A 16,474-nucleotide genomic window follows, 5' to 3' on the forward strand; every position below is an offset into this window, starting at 1 on the left:
TTTGTGTGCAATATCTTTATTTAATACCTTATCTGCATTGAATTTCCAAGGATTATATTAAATGTCGATGTTATCAGACCAAGAATTACTTAAATCGAATGCATATATAAACGGCGAATTTGTGTCTGCAGAAAACGGCACTACATTTGAGGTTAAAAACCCATCGACAGGTGAGATTGTTGCTAACGTCGCCAAATGCGGTGCCAAAGAAACCCGCAAGGCAATTGAGTTTGCAAAGATTGCAATGACTAGCTGGGCAAAAATGCCTTCAAAGCAACGTGCATCTATACTGATGGCTTGGCATGACCAAATTATTGCTAACAAGTTGGATCTAGCTCGAATATTATCATCTGAGCAAGGTAAACCTGTAGCTGAGGCTGAGGGTGAGATCTTATATGGAGCGAGTTATATTCAGTGGTTTGCCGAGGAAGCCAAGCGCATTTATGGTGATATTATTCCACAGCAAAGCGACGACGCTAGGCTTCTATGTATTAAACAACCGGTTGGGGTTGTTGCTTGCATCACGCCTTGGAATTTTCCTAATGCGATGCTAACCCGAAAAATTGCTCCTGCTTTGGCGGCAGGTTGTACGGTAGTTTGCAAACCTGCTAACGAAACGCCGTTGTCAGCACTTGCACTGGGTGAGTTAGCAACCCGTGCTGGTATTCCTCCCGGTGTTATCAATATTTTAGCCGGTACTACCGCTGAGATTGGGCATGAAATGACGTCTAATCCAATTGTCCGCAAACTCACCTTCACAGGGTCAACTGAAGTGGGTAAAAAGCTAACTGTTGATTGTGCGCAAACACTCAAGCGTACGTCAATGGAGTTAGGTGGTAACGCCCCATTTATAGTTTTTGAAAGTGCGGATCTTGACTTAGCCGTTAAAGGTCTTATTGCTAATAAGTTCCGTAACGCTGGCCAAACATGCGTATGCACTAATCGGGTTATCGTGCAGTCGTCGATAGTTGGGAAATTCACAGACAAGCTCAAAGTAGCGGTTGCTAAGCTGAAAGTAGGCGATGGGTTTGAGTCGGGTGTAGACGTTGGCCCGATGATCAATCAGTCGGCGGTTAACAAAGTTAATGAATTAGTCGAAAACGCACGTCAATTAGGCGCCCAAGTAATTACAACTGACTCGAATATGGATGGTAAGGGCAATTTTATGGCACCCAAAATAATCACGGGTGCTACCAAAGATATGGCTCTGTTCTCTGAAGAAATATTTGGTCCCGTCGCTGCTATTTTTACTTTTGATGAGGAGCGTGAAGCAATTGAACTGGCTAATGATTCTCCATTTGGACTTGCGGCATATTTCTATTCCAACGACATGAGTCAAATGTGGCGTGTTGGCGAAGCTATAGAAGCTGGCATGGTGGGTATTAACGATGCGGCGCTATCGAACGAAATGATCCCATTTGGAGGGGTTAAAGAATCTGGACAGGGTCGAGAGGGTTCGAAATACGGCTTAGATGACTACCTGGAAATCAAACATCTTAAAATGGGAGGATTGAACTAATGAATAAAATTGCTTATTTAAAAGCTGATGTAAACGCCGATGTGAACGCGAGCACTACCAATGCGCAGTGGCAAGCTCGGAAAGACCAAGCTATCGCGATCGGAGAAGCAAACCTTGCACCTATTTATATTGAAAAAGGTAAAAACGCACTATTGTGGGATGTTGAAGGGAATCGTTATGTTGACTTCGCAAGCGGCATCGCAGTAACTAATACGGGCCATTCACACCCACGTATTGTGGCTGCGGTTAAAGAGCAAGTTGAGAGATTTTCACATACATGCGTTATGGTGACCCCTTACAATAGCGCTGTTGTGCTCGCGGAAAAACTGAATGAATTGGCCCCAGGTAACAGTCCGAAAAAAAGCATGTTTGTGACCACTGGCGCTGAAGCCGTAGAAAATGCGATTAAAATTGCGCGCGCGCATACTCGCCGTCGTGCTGTTATCGCATTCAATGGTGGTTATCATGGGCGAACTAACTTTACACTTGGGCTGACTGGTAAGAACGCACCATACAAAACATTATTTGGCCCCTTTCCAGCAGACATATATCGAGCACCTTTCCCAATCCCATATCATGGTGTTACTGAAGAGCAGTCAATTGAAGCGCTGCATAATTTATTTAACTGCGATATTACGCCTGAAGAAGTGGCCGCGATTATTATCGAACCAGTGCAAGGCGAGGGTGGCTTCTACCCAGCATCAAATTCCTTCCTAAAAGCATTGAGAGAGATATGCACTGAGCACGGCATCGTAATGATTGCGGATGAAATTCAAACTGGTTTTGGTAGAACGGGTAAATTATTCGCGTCAGAACATGCTGATATAGAACCTGACTTGATAACGGTAGCTAAAGGCATGGCTGGTGGATTTCCGATTGCTGCTGTTATTGGCAAAACTGAAATAATGGATGCTGCATCAGCTGGAGGACTAGGTGGAACCTATGCGGGTTCTCCAATAAGTTGTGCTGCAGCGTTAGCTGTTTTGGACATTATTGAGGATGAGAAGCTGGTTGCAAGGTCACATCAAATAGGTATCGTTTTTTCTACTCACTTGAAAGAATTACAAAAGCAATATCCAGATTTGATTGGAGAAGTCAGAGCCGACCGAGGCGCCATGATAGCTCTTGAGCTGGTCAAAAATGGCGACCCTTCTCAGCCTAATTCTGAATTGTTGGGCGCTTTGATTAAAGAAGCCCTCAATAACGGATTGATATTACTGAAATGTGGGATTAGAAATAACGTTGTCCGATTCTTGCCGCCGCTTACTATCGAAGATGAAGTAGTAGAGGAAGGATTGAATTTATTCAAAAAGAGCTTTGAGTCTGTCGCTAAATAGCTTAGCGACAGCAGCAAATAATCCCGTCAGTAGTCAAGTGAGGTCGCCTCAATACGGCCTCAAGCCTGCCAATAATCATCAGCTTTCCAGTTAGATACCCATTCATGAATATCACCGGCAGGCATGGGACGAGCTATGCCATAGCCCTGAGCTAACTCACAACCCATTTGCAACAGTTCTCTTCCATGATGCATTGTTTCTACTCCCTCAGCTATCACGTCACGCCGGAATGATTTAGCTAGTCCTATTATACCTTCAACTATCGCGCAATCTTCGGCATCCTCTAGCATGTCGCGCACGAAACTCTGGTCGATTTTAATCAATTGCGCGGGTAGGCGTCTGAGATAGGTAAGTGATGAGTACCCGGTGCCGAAGTCATCTAAAGCAAAGCGCACGCCAAGCATATTGCATGCACTCATAGTTGCAAACACTTTGTTGATGTCATTTAACGCACTAGTCTCCAGTATTTCCAATTCTAAACAATACGGGTTCACTTCAGGATGTGCCGATAACAATGCTGCTAAGCGAGTTGCAAAGTTATCTTGTTGTAATTGATATGCACTGATGTTGACACTGATAGGTAGGTTCAGACCTGCGCTTTGCCACTGACTTATTTGAGTTAATGCGTTTTCAATCACACGTTCACCTAATTCTAGACTAATGGCCTTGCCTTCTATCACAGGTAAGAAATCTAAAGGTGGGATTAAACCACGAACAGGATGCTGCCAACGGATTAACGCTTCTACCCCGATCACCTCGCCAGTCTGCATATTCACCTTTGGTTGATAAAAGAGAACAAACTCACGCTTTTCCAATGCTAAAACAATATCCTCTATACTTTCTAGTTGAACCTTTACCGCATTATGTTGTTGAGTATCAAAAAGGCAATAACGATTTTTGCCTGCTTGCTTAGCATTATACATGGCTTGGTTAGCGTGACGAATTAGTGGGTCCGCTTCTATGCCGTCTTGTGGATAAAATGCGACACCAATGCTAGCTGAAACTTGCATTTCAGTATCACCCGAGATAACAGTATCAGCAGTGGCCTTTAGTAGACGCTTTAATACAGTCTCGCTGTCCTCGTTTTTTTCTAAATTGACCATAACTGCGATAAATTCATCACCGCCATAACGTGCCAGCGTATCACCTTCGCGCAAAGCGGCTTTCATACGTTGCGACACGGCAATGAGTAGTTCATCGCCCACTTGATGTCCATGGTTCTCATTGACCTCTTTGAAGCCATCTAAATCCATAAAAGCAATAGCTAGTGTCCGATTATTAAGTTTGCATTGTTCCTTGCCTTGACTTAGGCGGTCTGCCAGTAATACACGGTTAGGCAAATTGGTTAGTGCGTCGAAATGAGCAAGGTGTTTCAGTTGTCCTTGAAGCGCCTTCATTGATGAAATATCAGTGGATAATGAAACGTAATGGTCAACAACACCATCAGCATTCTTCATGGCGGTAATGGTTGTCTGAGCGGGATAGATATCACCATTTTTACGGCGGTACCATATCTCGCCATGCCAGTGGCCTTTCGATAACAGCGTGTCCCACATTTCGGCCAAAAATGCTGACGACTCGTCCCCAGATTTGAGCATTCTTGAATTTTTTCCTATCACATCTTTAGAGTCGTAACCTGTTATCTGATTGAAACTACTGTTGACCTCAGTAATAGTGGCATCACCATCGGTTATCATGATGCTCTGATGTGAATGGTTGAAAATAGTAGCAGCGCGTTTTATCTTTTGTAGCAGACGTTTTCTCTCTGTGCCGACATTAACTAATTCATCCGCTAGCTTATCTTTCTCTTGGTTAGCAATGACTAATTCATCTGCTAGCTTGTCTTTATCTTGGTTGACAATGACTAATTCATCTGCCTGCTTGTCTTTTTCTTCGTTTGCAATAACTAATTTATCGGCTCGCTCGGTGACGTCCTCCATGGACAATAAAATAATAAGTTGTTTACCTTCCTCTTTTTCAATTTCTCGGGCATTCAACAGCATGATCCGGCGACCGATGTTGGCAAAATCGTATTCAACTAGATAGTCATTAAAACTGGTCTTCTGCGGCAAGATGCTTTCTAGTAGTTCTCGCAGTGCGGGAATATCCCATTGCTTATTGTTCAACTCATAGATAAGGAATCCGACTGTATTTTCAGGTTTGACCTTAAAAAATGTATAAAAGGAATGGTTTCCATTGACTACCCTTAAATCCTTATCCAGCGTGATTAGGGGCGCGCGCATCGCGTTTAATACTCTATTAGAATACTGGGTCATATTTTGATTGGTTCCGTGCACTTTTAAAACAAAGAATAGTTCCAGTGTGAGTTACTTATTGCTTCACTGTTAATCCATTGTTGAGAAAACGGCGCTGATTTAATAAGGACCAATCGCCCACTTTTTTCACTAAAATAATCGGTTAAATGAACACCTTAGTAAATCGTAACACAAATCACAATTGAGAATATATAAATCAACTGCACCAGAAACAGACTTATCTATCGTGTTTGTCACCGCATATTCTTATACAAAGAGTACATAATCACAATTGATTGTTGTGGTTGAATGACTGGGTATAGTGCTGTATTTAGGACGTTAAATATCTAAGCTAGTAAATGCGATCCAATTATCAACGATCCGTCCGTATTGGCGATTAGAGATGTGTTCTGATGAGTGGATCCTAGACTAAAATAAGTAAGTACAAGAACTCAGGCCTGATTTCTCTATATGAGTAGACAACCAATCTCTGGTATTTTTTGTTATTTCAAACTGAACATGGATTCCCGTCTTTTGTTGCGCAATAAATTGGTCTTATTTTCACTCGTATAAACTCAACAACTGTTGATATGATGATGCCTCAAGCCCAAAATATCAGGGCCATATATGCAAATATGAGTAGTAAGCAATTAGCAGCGCAAACCCAACAAGGAGTATTTATTCAAGCCACATCAGCCAAACACCAAGCCAAAATTGTTGATATGGCTAAGCAGTCGAACCCAGTGACGGCAGGCAATGCTATATTTGATGCAATAACCACCGATATGCGTAAATCTTTAACGCATTCAAATACGCATATTTTGATGCTTGGCGCGTCTGGAGGCTTTACGCAGGAGGCTCAACATAAACAGATTAGTGCATTATACTTACAGCAATTTGAAAAGGTTAATAACGCAAAAGTTGTTATGAATACTAAGGTTCGCCACTTTATTTTTCTCGATGACCTTGATTGGGTTAGTCAGCAAATTACGCCGTTTTTAGGGGAAGAGCAATGGAGCACTCAATAGAGCAGTCGAGTCTTTTGGTGAAAGACGTATTGCTGGCTCAAAACGGCGATATGCAAGCCTACGAGCGCCTTATAAAACACTGCCAAAAGTGAGCCTAAGACGAAGGTTGATCGACTTGTTCCTTATGGCACGGAGTCGGGAGCGAGCGATCAACTGTCCTAGCTCAAACCGTATATCTTGACCACTTTTTTGAGATTTGTTAATGCTACCGGTTGTTATTCTAATGGCAGGTGATCCGACAAAGAAGACATACTGTAAATATAAAGTGTAGTATTATCCTACTCCTCATTAGTTGTTACGTCTTTCGCCAAATAGTGTACTGGTTTTTTACTTTAGTCAGTGACCGGCATTTTCGTTTTTTAAGTATCCACCAAACACTTTTGTCTTTGGGTAATTTATTTCTATTATCAATAACGTCAATAAAAAAGCGTAATGCTGTGAATTTAGATTACTTTTTTACTTTAGGTTTACTATAAACGGGGAAACAACATGACCTCAAATCTTCCTGATAAAAAGTCGAGCGCTCAAGATATTCAGGCATTTCTTGGAAAAGTCAAAAATACTCCGCTAATAACTGGCGCGGGCAAGGGCAGACTAATATTTGCAATGGATGCAACAGCAAGTCGTGAGCAGTGCTGGGATATGGCTAGTCAACAGCACGCGGCGATGTTTGCTGAGGCAGACAAGGTAAGTGAACTCAGCGTGCAGCTTTGTTATTACCGCGGAATGGGAGACTTTACAGCACTTCCTTGGACACGCGGCGCGGGTGAAATTAAACAAGCCTTACTTTCGGTACGCTGTCTAGCTGGACAAACTCAAATTGCCAAAGTGTTAGCGCATGCATTGAGTGAAACTCGCATAAGCAAAGTAAATGCATTGGTGTTTGTTGGTGACTGTGTTGAAGAAAATCCCGATTCACTGGGAGCCTTGGCAGGTCAATTGGGAATACTCAATCTACCTTTATTTGTTTTTCAGGAAGGAAAAAATGCAAAGGTTGGGAGTATCTTCTCACAGCTAGCGACATTGAGTGGCGGGGCGCATTGCCAGTTTGATCAAGGCAGTGCCAGACAATTAGGGCAGCTGTTATCCGCCGTTGCGGTTTATGCAGCGGGGGGTAAACCTGCTTTGGAAAGTCATTTGTTGAGTCAGGATGTGAGCGTGCGACGGTTATTGCAGCAGTTAAAGTAACCTTTATTAGATGGCCGCCAGTAATCCAATTGTTCGCACTGAAATAACAGCACTGTAAAATAGAGAATGATTGGCTTTGTGGCTTAAACAATACCCAAATAAGTGAAAACTCTATGTTAGGACTTGTCGTTTTAATAGCGATTATTATCATCGGCTATATCGCAGTGGGATATATTCGACCCCTGAAACTGAAACAAAGCAAGAAAGTTGGTGCGACAGTCGGCGTGGTCGCGTTCATCACTACGCTACTGTTGCTAACGATCACTGGGAAACTTTATATTTTGGCCGCCTTGGGAACAGGTTTAGTTGTATTTGCTAAGCGCTTTTTTCCATTCCTACGTTATTTTCCGTTTTTAAAAGGGCTTTACCAGAAGGCTAAAGGTAAACAAAATTCGGGTTCATCTCAGTATTCGACGGTTGAAACCAGCTTGCTCAGAATGACTCTAGATCATGAAAGTGGAAACGTAGATGGTGAATTACTGGCTACTGACAGCAAGGGCAAATATTTGTCTGAATTAAGTCTGCCAGAATTAACATCTCTCTATGGCCTAGCAGATAAGCAATATCCGGATTCGATTGAAGTTTTGGCTGCCTATCTTGATCGCAAGCATGGTTCTGACTGGCGCGAAGCTGCTAATGCCGGAAACTATTCAGGAGAGAGTGAACAAAACTCCAGCGAGAGCAATAGCGATGAGATGACTGCAATTGAAGCCTATCAAGTCCTCGGCCTTGATCATAACGCAACGGAGGAAGAGATTATCGCAGTTCACCGCAAACTAATGCTAAAACTCCATCCAGATCGAGGAGGCAGTAATTATCTTGCAACAAAAATAAACCAGGCGAAGGATTTACTTTTGGGCCTCAAGGACAAGTAAAAGCGGGATTCTTAAGCAGTTTTTTTTGACTTCCACCTCTACGTAAAAAATATAAAAACTGCCGTTAGTGTTTGTATGTCTTAACCGTTAAGTTGAAAACCAATGACCTTTCTAAATCCTGACAATTGTTTGAGTCAGATTTATTCCTGTTATCCCTATTTGGTGCTTATATTATTCACAAAATAGGAAATGATTACGATTTTACTAAATCATATTTATGTCTTCATGTTGGTCATAATACTGCCTGCCATCTTGCTTTACTCAGATAAAAAAGAACTGAAACGCGTTGCGCAAGGTAAACCCGCTGAGCGCACAAAAGAGTATTGGCAAATCATAATTTTATGCATAACGCCGTGTTTTTAGTCCTGCTTTAATGACTTGTTATGTTTTAACTATCAGATGATTCCTGATTTTCTTGTTTTTTAATTAATAAACTAATGAGCTGAATTTGAGAATTTGCTATGGATTTTTGAGACCCTGCAATATCTGTAATACGGTTAAGTAATTTAACAGCGTAGACGATAATCCCAACTATAATTCCAAGTTGAACAATAATGGCTAAAAGAGCTACTTCTGTGAACATATATGATCCTTATATAATGAATAAAACATAACACACTTAGTGTTTTTTCAGCATGCTGTTTATGCCAAATAAACTCGTGTTGAACGGTTTGCATACCGTCTCTCTAATTTTTAGTTTGATATATGCTATAGGAATTTATAAATTTCTCAACGTTGGGATGAGCGACTAATTGGTGATAGAGGAGTCGACGGTGGACATTAACATTGCTAACGCTCACTGAAGATAGCGATTGTTGTAATAAAAAATTAGATAAAATTAGCCTCTACGACCTATTTATCTATGGCTGTAATGAATGTCAATTTGTTTACCTTTACATCGGTCAAGAGAAAAAACTAACATCATACGTTGCAAATCACAGCAAGAGTATTGAGTTAAAGTTCAACAAAATTAGTAACGTACAAGTGTAAGGAGTCGTAGGGCTTACCCCTACATTAGCTCGAGATATAGAAGAAGAATCAACAGCTGTTGCGCACCATGGTCTCGCTATGATCCTTATGAGGAGAAAATTAAGTGTATTACACGCAATAAACTTTGATGAAAAGTTGAATTTTAATCCGCCTATTTTTGAATCTAGTCGTGTATCGTATAACAAAAACAGCGCTTATAGCTTTAAACCGAGTCGCTCCAAAATTAATAGGCTCAGGTGGACGCTTCTATTCCTAAATATCTGACCGTGCTTTCAAGCTTTTGATGGCCTAATAATAGTTGGCCGGCCCTTAAGTTCTTTGTTCTCTTATATATCAGCGAAGGTGTGGCTCTGCGAATCGTGTGATTGACTGATCTTGCTGTGAGCGATCAGCCATTCAATGTGCCATTGCTGCCTCCCCTGCATGAAACGGAGTCGCTGGCTATTCTGAAAAAACTGACGCCAGCGGCACGCTCCCTCAGTGCGCTAAATCAGGTGGCTAGACTTTTAGTCGATCAGAAGCTGCTGATTAATCTAATACCTATACTGGAATCGAAATCGAGTTCTGAAATCGAAAATATTGTTACCACTACCGATGAGCTGTTCCGGTATGCGGGTGACGAGGACAACGCGACTCCGGCAGTCAAAGAAACTTGGGATCCCGAGAGTCTGGTAAGGAAGTACTGTTTTTGCACAAACGCTTGCATTTTCTTATGGCAAATGATGTCAACGACTACGAACCTCTGGGAGAATAGTAGGGAGCAGCACTCGCGATTAATGAGGTATAAGCAAAACCAAACTAACTACCACTTTATATAGATTTCCTAATAATAAAGAGTTTTAGTTGGTTTTGAGAAACTGTGTAGAGAGTCAAGCCATTAAATATGAACATCGGTTTTCTCACCAATGGCCCTGATAGCTAAAATTTTTTTCGGCGGAAATGTGCTATGAGTTCAACTAGAGTGACGCTTAATGGCACCGATTCGATAGTCGGCATCTAGCGAGGTCTAGACGCTAAATTTTTCCTTAAGATCAATAAAGCAAGATGGTCTCCAGAAAACTCGACTCCTTAATCACGCCGACCACCAAGAAAAAGAATAAAAACGGCCTAAATCAGTTATTGAAATCATTCTTATGGTATATTTTAACTTGCAGCACTACGAGATATTAATCGTTGCTGTGCAGGATTTAGTGTTCTAAGTGATTACCCAAAAGGAATATCAGAATGACAGATGTACAAAATATAGAAATCGAGCGTTATCACGAGAAGATCGTTGACGATTTACGTCATATAGTAGAAAAATATCGTGAAATTATGTCGTGGGACGTCCCTGAAAATGATCCAGTAGAGGCTGACAGGCTAATATTTCAAGCGATTCATGCCGCACTTGCAGAGATCGATAAGGATTGAAATATAGAGTGATAAATTGGAAAAAGCAGCTAAAAAAATAGCAAATACACCTACACTTTTCCACCATTCTGATGGCTGATTTTATCGAATTTTTATTAGTGAAGTTATTTCAAGTTTACTCTTGACTTCATAGGAAGCTCGATACCTTCGATCTCTATATCTGGGTCAAAATCTTTAATCAAGGTATTCATGTGTAGTATTCGATCTAATGCCACAACTACCATCATCAGTATTTTTCCCTCTTCAATATCTTTCTAGATGCTTTTTAGGCGTGAATTAGGAAAAGCCGAGCCGTCCACGCCCGTTAGCAAGCCACCAACGCTAGCGACTGTTGAGCCTATTAGTAACATATCGCCGCCAGCCACAACAAGCCCAGTAGTAGCAAGTAATTACGTATAAATGCCGTTGATTTTCGTATATTTAATGCGTTTTTTATTTCTTATAATTAGTCATAATAGAGCACTGCTGTCCCGTTAAGAAGAGATAAAGAAGGTCTGATCCCGCCCAAACTGATACAACGAGATTGTTAATGAAACACTGCACTAATGAGCAAATCGGGCCATGGAACATTGTAATACGATCCTCTCACAAATACTAAATTTTGTTCCGAGACATGAATTTGAGACTCTTGCCAGGCTCCAGTTGCAAGGCGTCCATCCGTACTCGTTCTGTCAGCTATCGCGTCGCTATGGAGTTTTTCCTTCCTGCCAAAACTTAGAACCCGGCGTGCCGCGAAATAGTTCGGGCGACATTTGCGGCGAGGTCTTCGTGGTGGAAACAACTTCCTACGGATCCTTTGCGCCTCAGCTTTGAAAACGCAGCAACAACCAGACAGCAGCCCATGCAGAAAATCCTGTCAACATCGCGCCCCACGTTGTGTCGGTCACAACCATCACCCACGACCAGTCTTTCATGATCGACATGGACGTGAATTCGTAGGTCCCGTAAGCCATCGCGCCGATAACCGCGCCATGCAAACCCGCGCGGGCTGGATCCGCGTCACGCAACGCCGGTATTGAAACAAGAAAAACCAATCCGGCAACATAAGCGAGATAAAATAGTCCAGCCGGGGCCAGCATCAGACCATCTCGCATTGAATCGCCAAGATGTTGCGTAAAAAGCGGCTTCATCACAAAGGTAAGCATTATGGCGTCCAATGCGAGAAATATTAAGGCGGTAAGGAAATATAAGGTCATAATGTCCACTCCGAGGATTTTTATCCAAAGACGTAACGCAGAATTTTATCACTGAGAATCAGCGGAACGTCGCATTTTTAATTAGTTCACCCAGCTTTGATGATGCAACCGTCCCCCCAGCAGCACCGATGTGCCGAAGTGGGTCTGCACTGATCCACAAAAAGGAGCGCGATCTTGTTGAACGTTATCACAGTCGGACTCGATTTGGCGAAAAATGTATTCCAAGTGCATAGTGCTGCCATGGTTTTCCTAGTCCGGGAGTTACTGATCCGACATCGCACTCAAGCGATCAATGCGCTGCACGACCACCTGACGGAATTCACCGAGATTATATACCACGGGGGGCAGCTAACAATTTGTCCTACACTCAATTAATCCATTTGTGATCATTTTGTGGCTGCTATTTTGCGGCTGGATGTGGGGGCTAATAGGGGCACTTATTGCCGTGCCGCTCATTGTGTGTATTAAGCTTATGTTGAATCAGTTTGATGGCGCGAAAAAGTGGGTGGCGCTTTTGACCACCTAGCATGTAGTAAACTTTATATTCGGCTGTGTACTTATTACATAGCTTCTCTCTTTTATATTTTTAATACCTATAAATATCAGTAGCTTAACTTAGGCATATATATTGCTTTAGTAATTACACATGTTGTGATGAAAGGCAAAAAATAATGACCGACCTAGCGTATTCAGCTTATTTAGCATTTTACCTCTACCTAATTATGGTGCTAATACAGTGGGCAGTGGCGACTGCTAGCAAAGCCAAGCAGCCCAATGCAACCCCTGGTAAATTAGACGACAGCTTATCTCACGGCAGTTTTGTATTTAGAACCCACCGCACATTCCAAAACACGCTTGAAAATAGCCTTCTTTTTGTAGGCACCGTTTTATTAGCATTTGTGATTAGTTATCAAAGCACCATTTTTGCTGTGTGTATGTGGGTATATTTGGCTGCAAGAGTTGTTCATATGGTGCTTTACTACGCGATCGCAACAGAGAAAAACCCTAGTCCAAGAAGTTATTTTTTCTTAATTGGTGTGCTTGCCAACCTCGTTATGTTGGTACTTTTAGGACTGAGATTAATGTAATTAACCCGAATCCTGCTTAAAAAATTGAATGAATAAATTAGTCGAGTTGCACTGCGATGTCGATGATTTTTGCAAAATGTCTATCCCCCAGTGGCAAAAGCAATTACTGGAAGATGGCAATCAGAAGCGCCAGCGAAATGGCTGGATGACAACGGGTGAAATTATGACAATTGTGGTGAGGTTTCATATGTCACATTATCGTGACTTCAAAAATTATTATCCTGGGTATGTATCTGTCATGTACAAAAAAGAATGCCCTAATTTACTCAGCTACACCCAGTTTCTTGCAGTAATGCCCAGAGTGATTGTGCCCTTTTTTGCATACTTCACTTCACTTAAGGGAAAGCCTACAGGCATCGAATTCATTGATCCTACGTGCATAAAAGTCTGCCGCAATATTCGTATTCCAAGGCATAAAACCTTCGACGGTATTGCTCAACGAGGAAAAGGCACTATGGGCTGGTTCTACGCTTTCAAACTTCACTTGATCGTGAATTACCATGGCGAGATTGTGGCTGTAAAAGTGACAACAGGCAATGTCCATGACACTCAGCTAGTAGAAGAATTAGCTCAGGGTTTAACGGACAAATTGTATGGCGATAAAGGGTATTTGAGTAAAGCGTTGGCAGCAAACTTATTCGAGGAGGGCGTGACTCTAATAACAACGGTACGTAAAAATATGAAGGCAAAAGCCATCTCTTTGTGGGATAGAGCGATGCTCTGGAAACGGTTTATTATTGAAACAATAAATGATCAATTGAAGAACATTCCGTACATAGAGCACTCAAGACATCGCAGCATGAACGGCTTTACGCTCAATCTACTCGCTGGATTGGTGGTTTATTGCTTAAAGGAAAACAAGCTAAGCCTCAATTTGACTGACGTAGAGCGTAACGCCATGGTTGTTGCTTAAGCAGATCTCAGGTTAATTATTAATCAAGAGGTCCAACACCTTCACTTAAAACTCGAGATAAAAAGACTATAAGGAAACAATGAAAATGAAAAACACCTTAATTATTGGCGCAAGTGGCCAAATTGGCAAACAACTAACCAAACTTATGCTGAACGACGGGCAGAAAGTGTCAGCACTTGTCCGAGATAAAAGCAAACTTTCCGACATTAAGGATGAAAACTTAAGCATTGTCGAAGAAGATTTAACCAATGACTTTAGCCACGCGCTCACAGACTGTACCAATGTGGTTTTTGCTGCAGGATCGGGTGGCGGTACAGGCGCCGAAAAAACACTTCTCATTGATTTATGGTCAGCATGCAAAGCGGCTGATTATGCGAAAGCACATAAGATAAAGCATTTTGTTATGGTCAGTTCAATAGGAGCCGATGCGCCAGATGAAGGCCCGCAAGAGATGCAGCCTTATCTGATTGCTAAGCACATGGCAGATGAGCATTTGATGCGCAGTGGTTTGCACTACAGCATAATTCGCCCTGGTGCATTAACTGACGACGAGGCAACCGGCCGCTTCACAAGCCAGCGTCCTGAAAATGATGACGATGCTAAAATTACCCGTGCCGATGTTGCACACGCGCTGATGTATTGTGTCAATAACCCACCTCATGAAAATTCAGTTACTGAGCTTTTCAACGGCGATAAAAAAATAGCTGAGGCTTTTTAATGTCCGTTGAGTTCGTATAAAGACTAACACTTTACACTGTTATGCACGACTGCATGACGCAAAAAAAAAGGTAAAAATACCGATGAGCAATACAAGACAAACAATTAACCCCTACACCGAAGAAACCCTTAAAGAATACACCTTATTGTCTCAACAAGAGGCTGAAAACGCTATTGAAAACGCAAACAACTGTTTTGCAAACTGGAAATTAGTGCCGGTAGAAGAACGCGCTAAACTGGCATTGGCACTGGCCGATGAGTTTGAAAAAAACCAAGAAGACATTATTGAGTTAATGATTGACGAAATGGGGAAAGTGAAGGCCCAAGGCAAGCAAGAAATAGAACTGTGTATTGGCATTTGCAAATACACCGCCAAGATTGCACAAGAGCAATTAGCCAATGAAGAACGAGATTATGAACCCGGTCGTGCAATTGTTAGCTACCAGCCCATAGGCGTAATTTTAGGTATTCAGCCTTGGAATTTCCCGTTGTATCAGGTAATACGATACAGCATTTCAAACTTAGTGGCGGGTAATACCACTGTTATGAAACACGCGTCAAACGTATTTGGCATGGCTCATAAAATCCAAGAGATGTATGAAAATGCTGGGTTTCCACAATACGCCTATCAGTCGTTAATAATAGACGGTGAAACTGCCAGTAAGCTAATAAGCCATGAAAATATAGTGGGCGTCACCTTCACCGGCAGCGATGAAATTGGCAAATCGGTGGCACAAGAAGCTGCCAAATATAGCAAAAAAACCGTGCTGGAATTAGGCAGTAATGACGCTTACCTCGTTTTAGACGACGCCGATATTCCTCTTGCAATAGAAGCTTGTGTGAAAGGGCGCATCATAAATAATGGTGAAACCTGCGTGTCAGCAAAGCGCTTTGTGGTCACTAAAAAGAACTATGACGAGTTTAGGGAAGGCTTCAAAAAAGCGATGGAAGCAATAAACTTTGGCGATCCTCGCGCTGATGACACCGACCTGGGGCCTATGGCGCGAAAAGACCTGCGTGAAAAACTTCACGATCAGGTTAGTGAGTCAATCAGCGCAGGCGCAAAAATAGTATGCGGCTGTGAAATACCAGAAGGTAAGGGTTATTTTTACCCCGCTTCTATTTTAGAACATGTTGCCCCCAATATGCCGGCATATGACGATGAATTATTTGGCCCAGTAGCATCACTAATTATGGCTCAAGACGATGATGATGCAATGAGAATTGCAAATGATTCACGCTACGGTTTAGGCGGCGGCATTTTCTCTAAGGATGAAGATAAAGCGGTTGAGCTTGCGCTTACACATTTCAACACCGGTATGATCAACGTAAATGGTTATGGCTTGGCGCATCCAAACTTACCGTTTGGTGGTGTAAAAAGCAGCGGATATGGCCGCGAACACGGTGGTTTTGGCATAAAAGAGTTTGTTAATATTAAGGCTGTCATGATTACAGACACTAAATAGAGTGTTGGTATACTGTAACGCTTAGATCTAGAGTGCTCTCTTCTGTAAGCGAATAATAAAATTAGCCTCAAAAAGTATATTAAATTTGGTATCGATGACCTGATTTGCTTTAAATAATCAATGAGCCATCTACTGAACTTTACTCAGAGTTGGCATACCGACAAAGCGGTTATTGTAAAGTCAAAACAGTATATCGCTCCTTTTTGCGATGTGGTCGCTCGGAGTATGGGTTCTTAAGGGTAGTATGCGGCGACTGCAAACACGAAAAGCTCGTCGCATTTAGCTGCAAGCGCAGAGGTTTCTGTCCTAGCTGCGGTGCTAGACGAATGGCTGAAAGTGCTGCGCTACTGGTTGGTGACGTATTACACCGGTAACCGGAGTAGGAATACCCAATTCGTCAGTGGGTTTTGAGCCTGCCTATTCCCTTGAGATTGCTATTGGCTAGATATCCAAGTGAATTGAGTAAAGTCATGGGCATAATTCACCGCGTCA

General features: G+C 42.2%; 16 protein-coding genes and 2 pseudogenes. 13 read left to right on the top strand and 5 right to left on the bottom strand.

Annotated features, from left to right (window positions below):
* Nucleotides 1-61 precede the first annotated feature (61 nt).
* A complete protein-coding gene (locus tag G399_RS0107330; protein ID WP_006008698.1) occupies nt 62-1,519 on the top strand; it encodes an NAD-dependent succinate-semialdehyde dehydrogenase in 1,458 nt (485 codons plus the stop codon).
* Complete coding sequence (gabT, locus tag G399_RS0107335) at nt 1,519-2,856, top strand: 4-aminobutyrate--2-oxoglutarate transaminase (protein WP_006008700.1); 1,338 nt, start codon at nt 1,519-1,521, stop codon at nt 2,854-2,856. Before G399_RS0107330 ends, gabT begins: the two co-directional genes overlap by 1 nt.
* 59 nt (nt 2,857-2,915) lie before the next feature.
* Here gabT and G399_RS20320 read toward each other — a convergent pair whose 3' ends face one another.
* Entirely contained in the window at nt 2,916-5,132 is a 2,217-nt protein-coding gene (locus G399_RS20320) for a sensor domain-containing protein (RefSeq protein ID WP_006008702.1), read from the bottom strand.
* Between the two features lie 614 nt (nt 5,133-5,746).
* Here G399_RS20320 and G399_RS21225 point away from each other — a divergent pair.
* From G399_RS21225 to G399_RS0107355, 3 genes are all read left to right on the top strand, one after another.
* Nucleotides 5,747-6,139, top strand: coding sequence for a hypothetical protein (locus tag G399_RS21225; RefSeq protein ID WP_006008704.1), 393 nt, complete (start codon nt 5,747-5,749; stop codon nt 6,137-6,139).
* 489 nt (nt 6,140-6,628) lie between these two features.
* Entirely contained in the window at nt 6,629-7,327 is a 699-nt protein-coding gene (locus G399_RS0107350) for a hypothetical protein (protein ID WP_006008706.1), read from the top strand.
* Between the two features lie 113 nt (nt 7,328-7,440).
* Entirely contained in the window at nt 7,441-8,202 is a 762-nt protein-coding gene (locus G399_RS0107355) for a DnaJ domain-containing protein (protein ID WP_006008708.1), read from the top strand.
* A 388-nt stretch (nt 8,203-8,590) separates the two neighbouring features.
* On the opposite strand, the gene G399_RS0107365 is transcribed toward G399_RS0107355, so the two are convergent.
* Both G399_RS0107365 and G399_RS22495 read right to left on the bottom strand, forming a co-directional pair.
* Nucleotides 8,591-8,785, bottom strand: coding sequence for a hypothetical protein (locus G399_RS0107365; protein ID WP_006008712.1), 195 nt, complete (start codon nt 8,783-8,785; stop codon nt 8,591-8,593).
* A gap of 639 nt (nt 8,786-9,424) precedes the next feature.
* Nucleotides 9,425-9,547 (bottom strand): annotated as a pseudogene (locus tag G399_RS22495) (integrase); the annotation flags it as partial.
* 46 nt (nt 9,548-9,593) lie between these two features.
* Here G399_RS22495 and G399_RS22950 point away from each other — a divergent pair.
* Both G399_RS22950 and G399_RS0107375 read left to right on the top strand, forming a co-directional pair.
* Complete coding sequence (locus tag G399_RS22950; RefSeq protein WP_226988911.1) at nt 9,594-10,010, top strand: Fic/DOC family N-terminal domain-containing protein; 417 nt, start codon at nt 9,594-9,596, stop codon at nt 10,008-10,010.
* A 406-nt stretch (nt 10,011-10,416) separates the two neighbouring features.
* On the top strand, nt 10,417-10,602 hold the full coding sequence (locus G399_RS0107375; protein WP_006008714.1) for a hypothetical protein: 186 nt from the start codon (nt 10,417-10,419) through the stop codon (nt 10,600-10,602).
* Nucleotides 10,603-10,706: 104 nt separating this feature from the next.
* Here G399_RS0107375 and G399_RS22750 read toward each other — a convergent pair whose 3' ends face one another.
* Together G399_RS22750 and G399_RS0107385 are read right to left on the bottom strand one after the other, a co-directional pair.
* Nucleotides 10,707-10,829, bottom strand: a complete 123-nt coding sequence (locus G399_RS22750; protein WP_006008715.1) for a hypothetical protein — start codon at nt 10,827-10,829, stop codon at nt 10,707-10,709.
* Nucleotides 10,830-11,405: 576 nt separating this feature from the next.
* Nucleotides 11,406-11,798 carry a DUF2177 family protein gene (locus G399_RS0107385; protein ID WP_006008717.1) on the bottom strand — a complete coding sequence of 131 codons (393 nt, stop codon included), beginning with the start codon at nt 11,796-11,798 and terminating at the stop codon, nt 11,406-11,408.
* A gap of 222 nt (nt 11,799-12,020) precedes the next feature.
* On the opposite strand from G399_RS0107385, the pseudogene G399_RS22955 reads away from it, so the two are divergent.
* The 6 genes and pseudogenes from G399_RS22955 to G399_RS22960 form a co-directional block, all read left to right on the top strand.
* Nucleotides 12,021-12,151: pseudogene (locus G399_RS22955) on the top strand (IS110 family transposase); the annotation flags it as partial.
* A 318-nt stretch (nt 12,152-12,469) separates the two neighbouring features.
* Nucleotides 12,470-12,886, top strand: a complete 417-nt coding sequence (locus G399_RS0107395) for an MAPEG family protein (protein WP_006008721.1) — start codon at nt 12,470-12,472, stop codon at nt 12,884-12,886.
* 28 nt (nt 12,887-12,914) lie between these two features.
* A complete protein-coding gene (locus tag G399_RS0107400) occupies nt 12,915-13,799 on the top strand; it encodes an IS982 family transposase (RefSeq protein WP_006008723.1) in 885 nt (294 codons plus the stop codon).
* Between the two features lie 85 nt (nt 13,800-13,884).
* Nucleotides 13,885-14,517, top strand: coding sequence for an SDR family oxidoreductase (locus tag G399_RS0107405; protein ID WP_026843553.1), 633 nt, complete (start codon nt 13,885-13,887; stop codon nt 14,515-14,517).
* 82 nt (nt 14,518-14,599) lie between these two features.
* Complete coding sequence (locus G399_RS0107410; RefSeq protein WP_006008727.1) at nt 14,600-15,982, top strand: NAD-dependent succinate-semialdehyde dehydrogenase; 1,383 nt, start codon at nt 14,600-14,602, stop codon at nt 15,980-15,982.
* Between the two features lie 203 nt (nt 15,983-16,185).
* Complete coding sequence (locus G399_RS22960) at nt 16,186-16,356, top strand: transposase zinc-binding domain-containing protein (RefSeq protein WP_425304072.1); 171 nt, start codon at nt 16,186-16,188, stop codon at nt 16,354-16,356.
* The last annotated feature ends 118 nt before the right edge of the window (nt 16,357-16,474 follow it).

It is taken from the genome of Brumicola pallidula DSM 14239 = ACAM 615, assembly GCF_000428905.1.
Classification (GTDB): Bacteria; Pseudomonadota; Gammaproteobacteria; order Enterobacterales; family Alteromonadaceae; genus Glaciecola; species Glaciecola pallidula.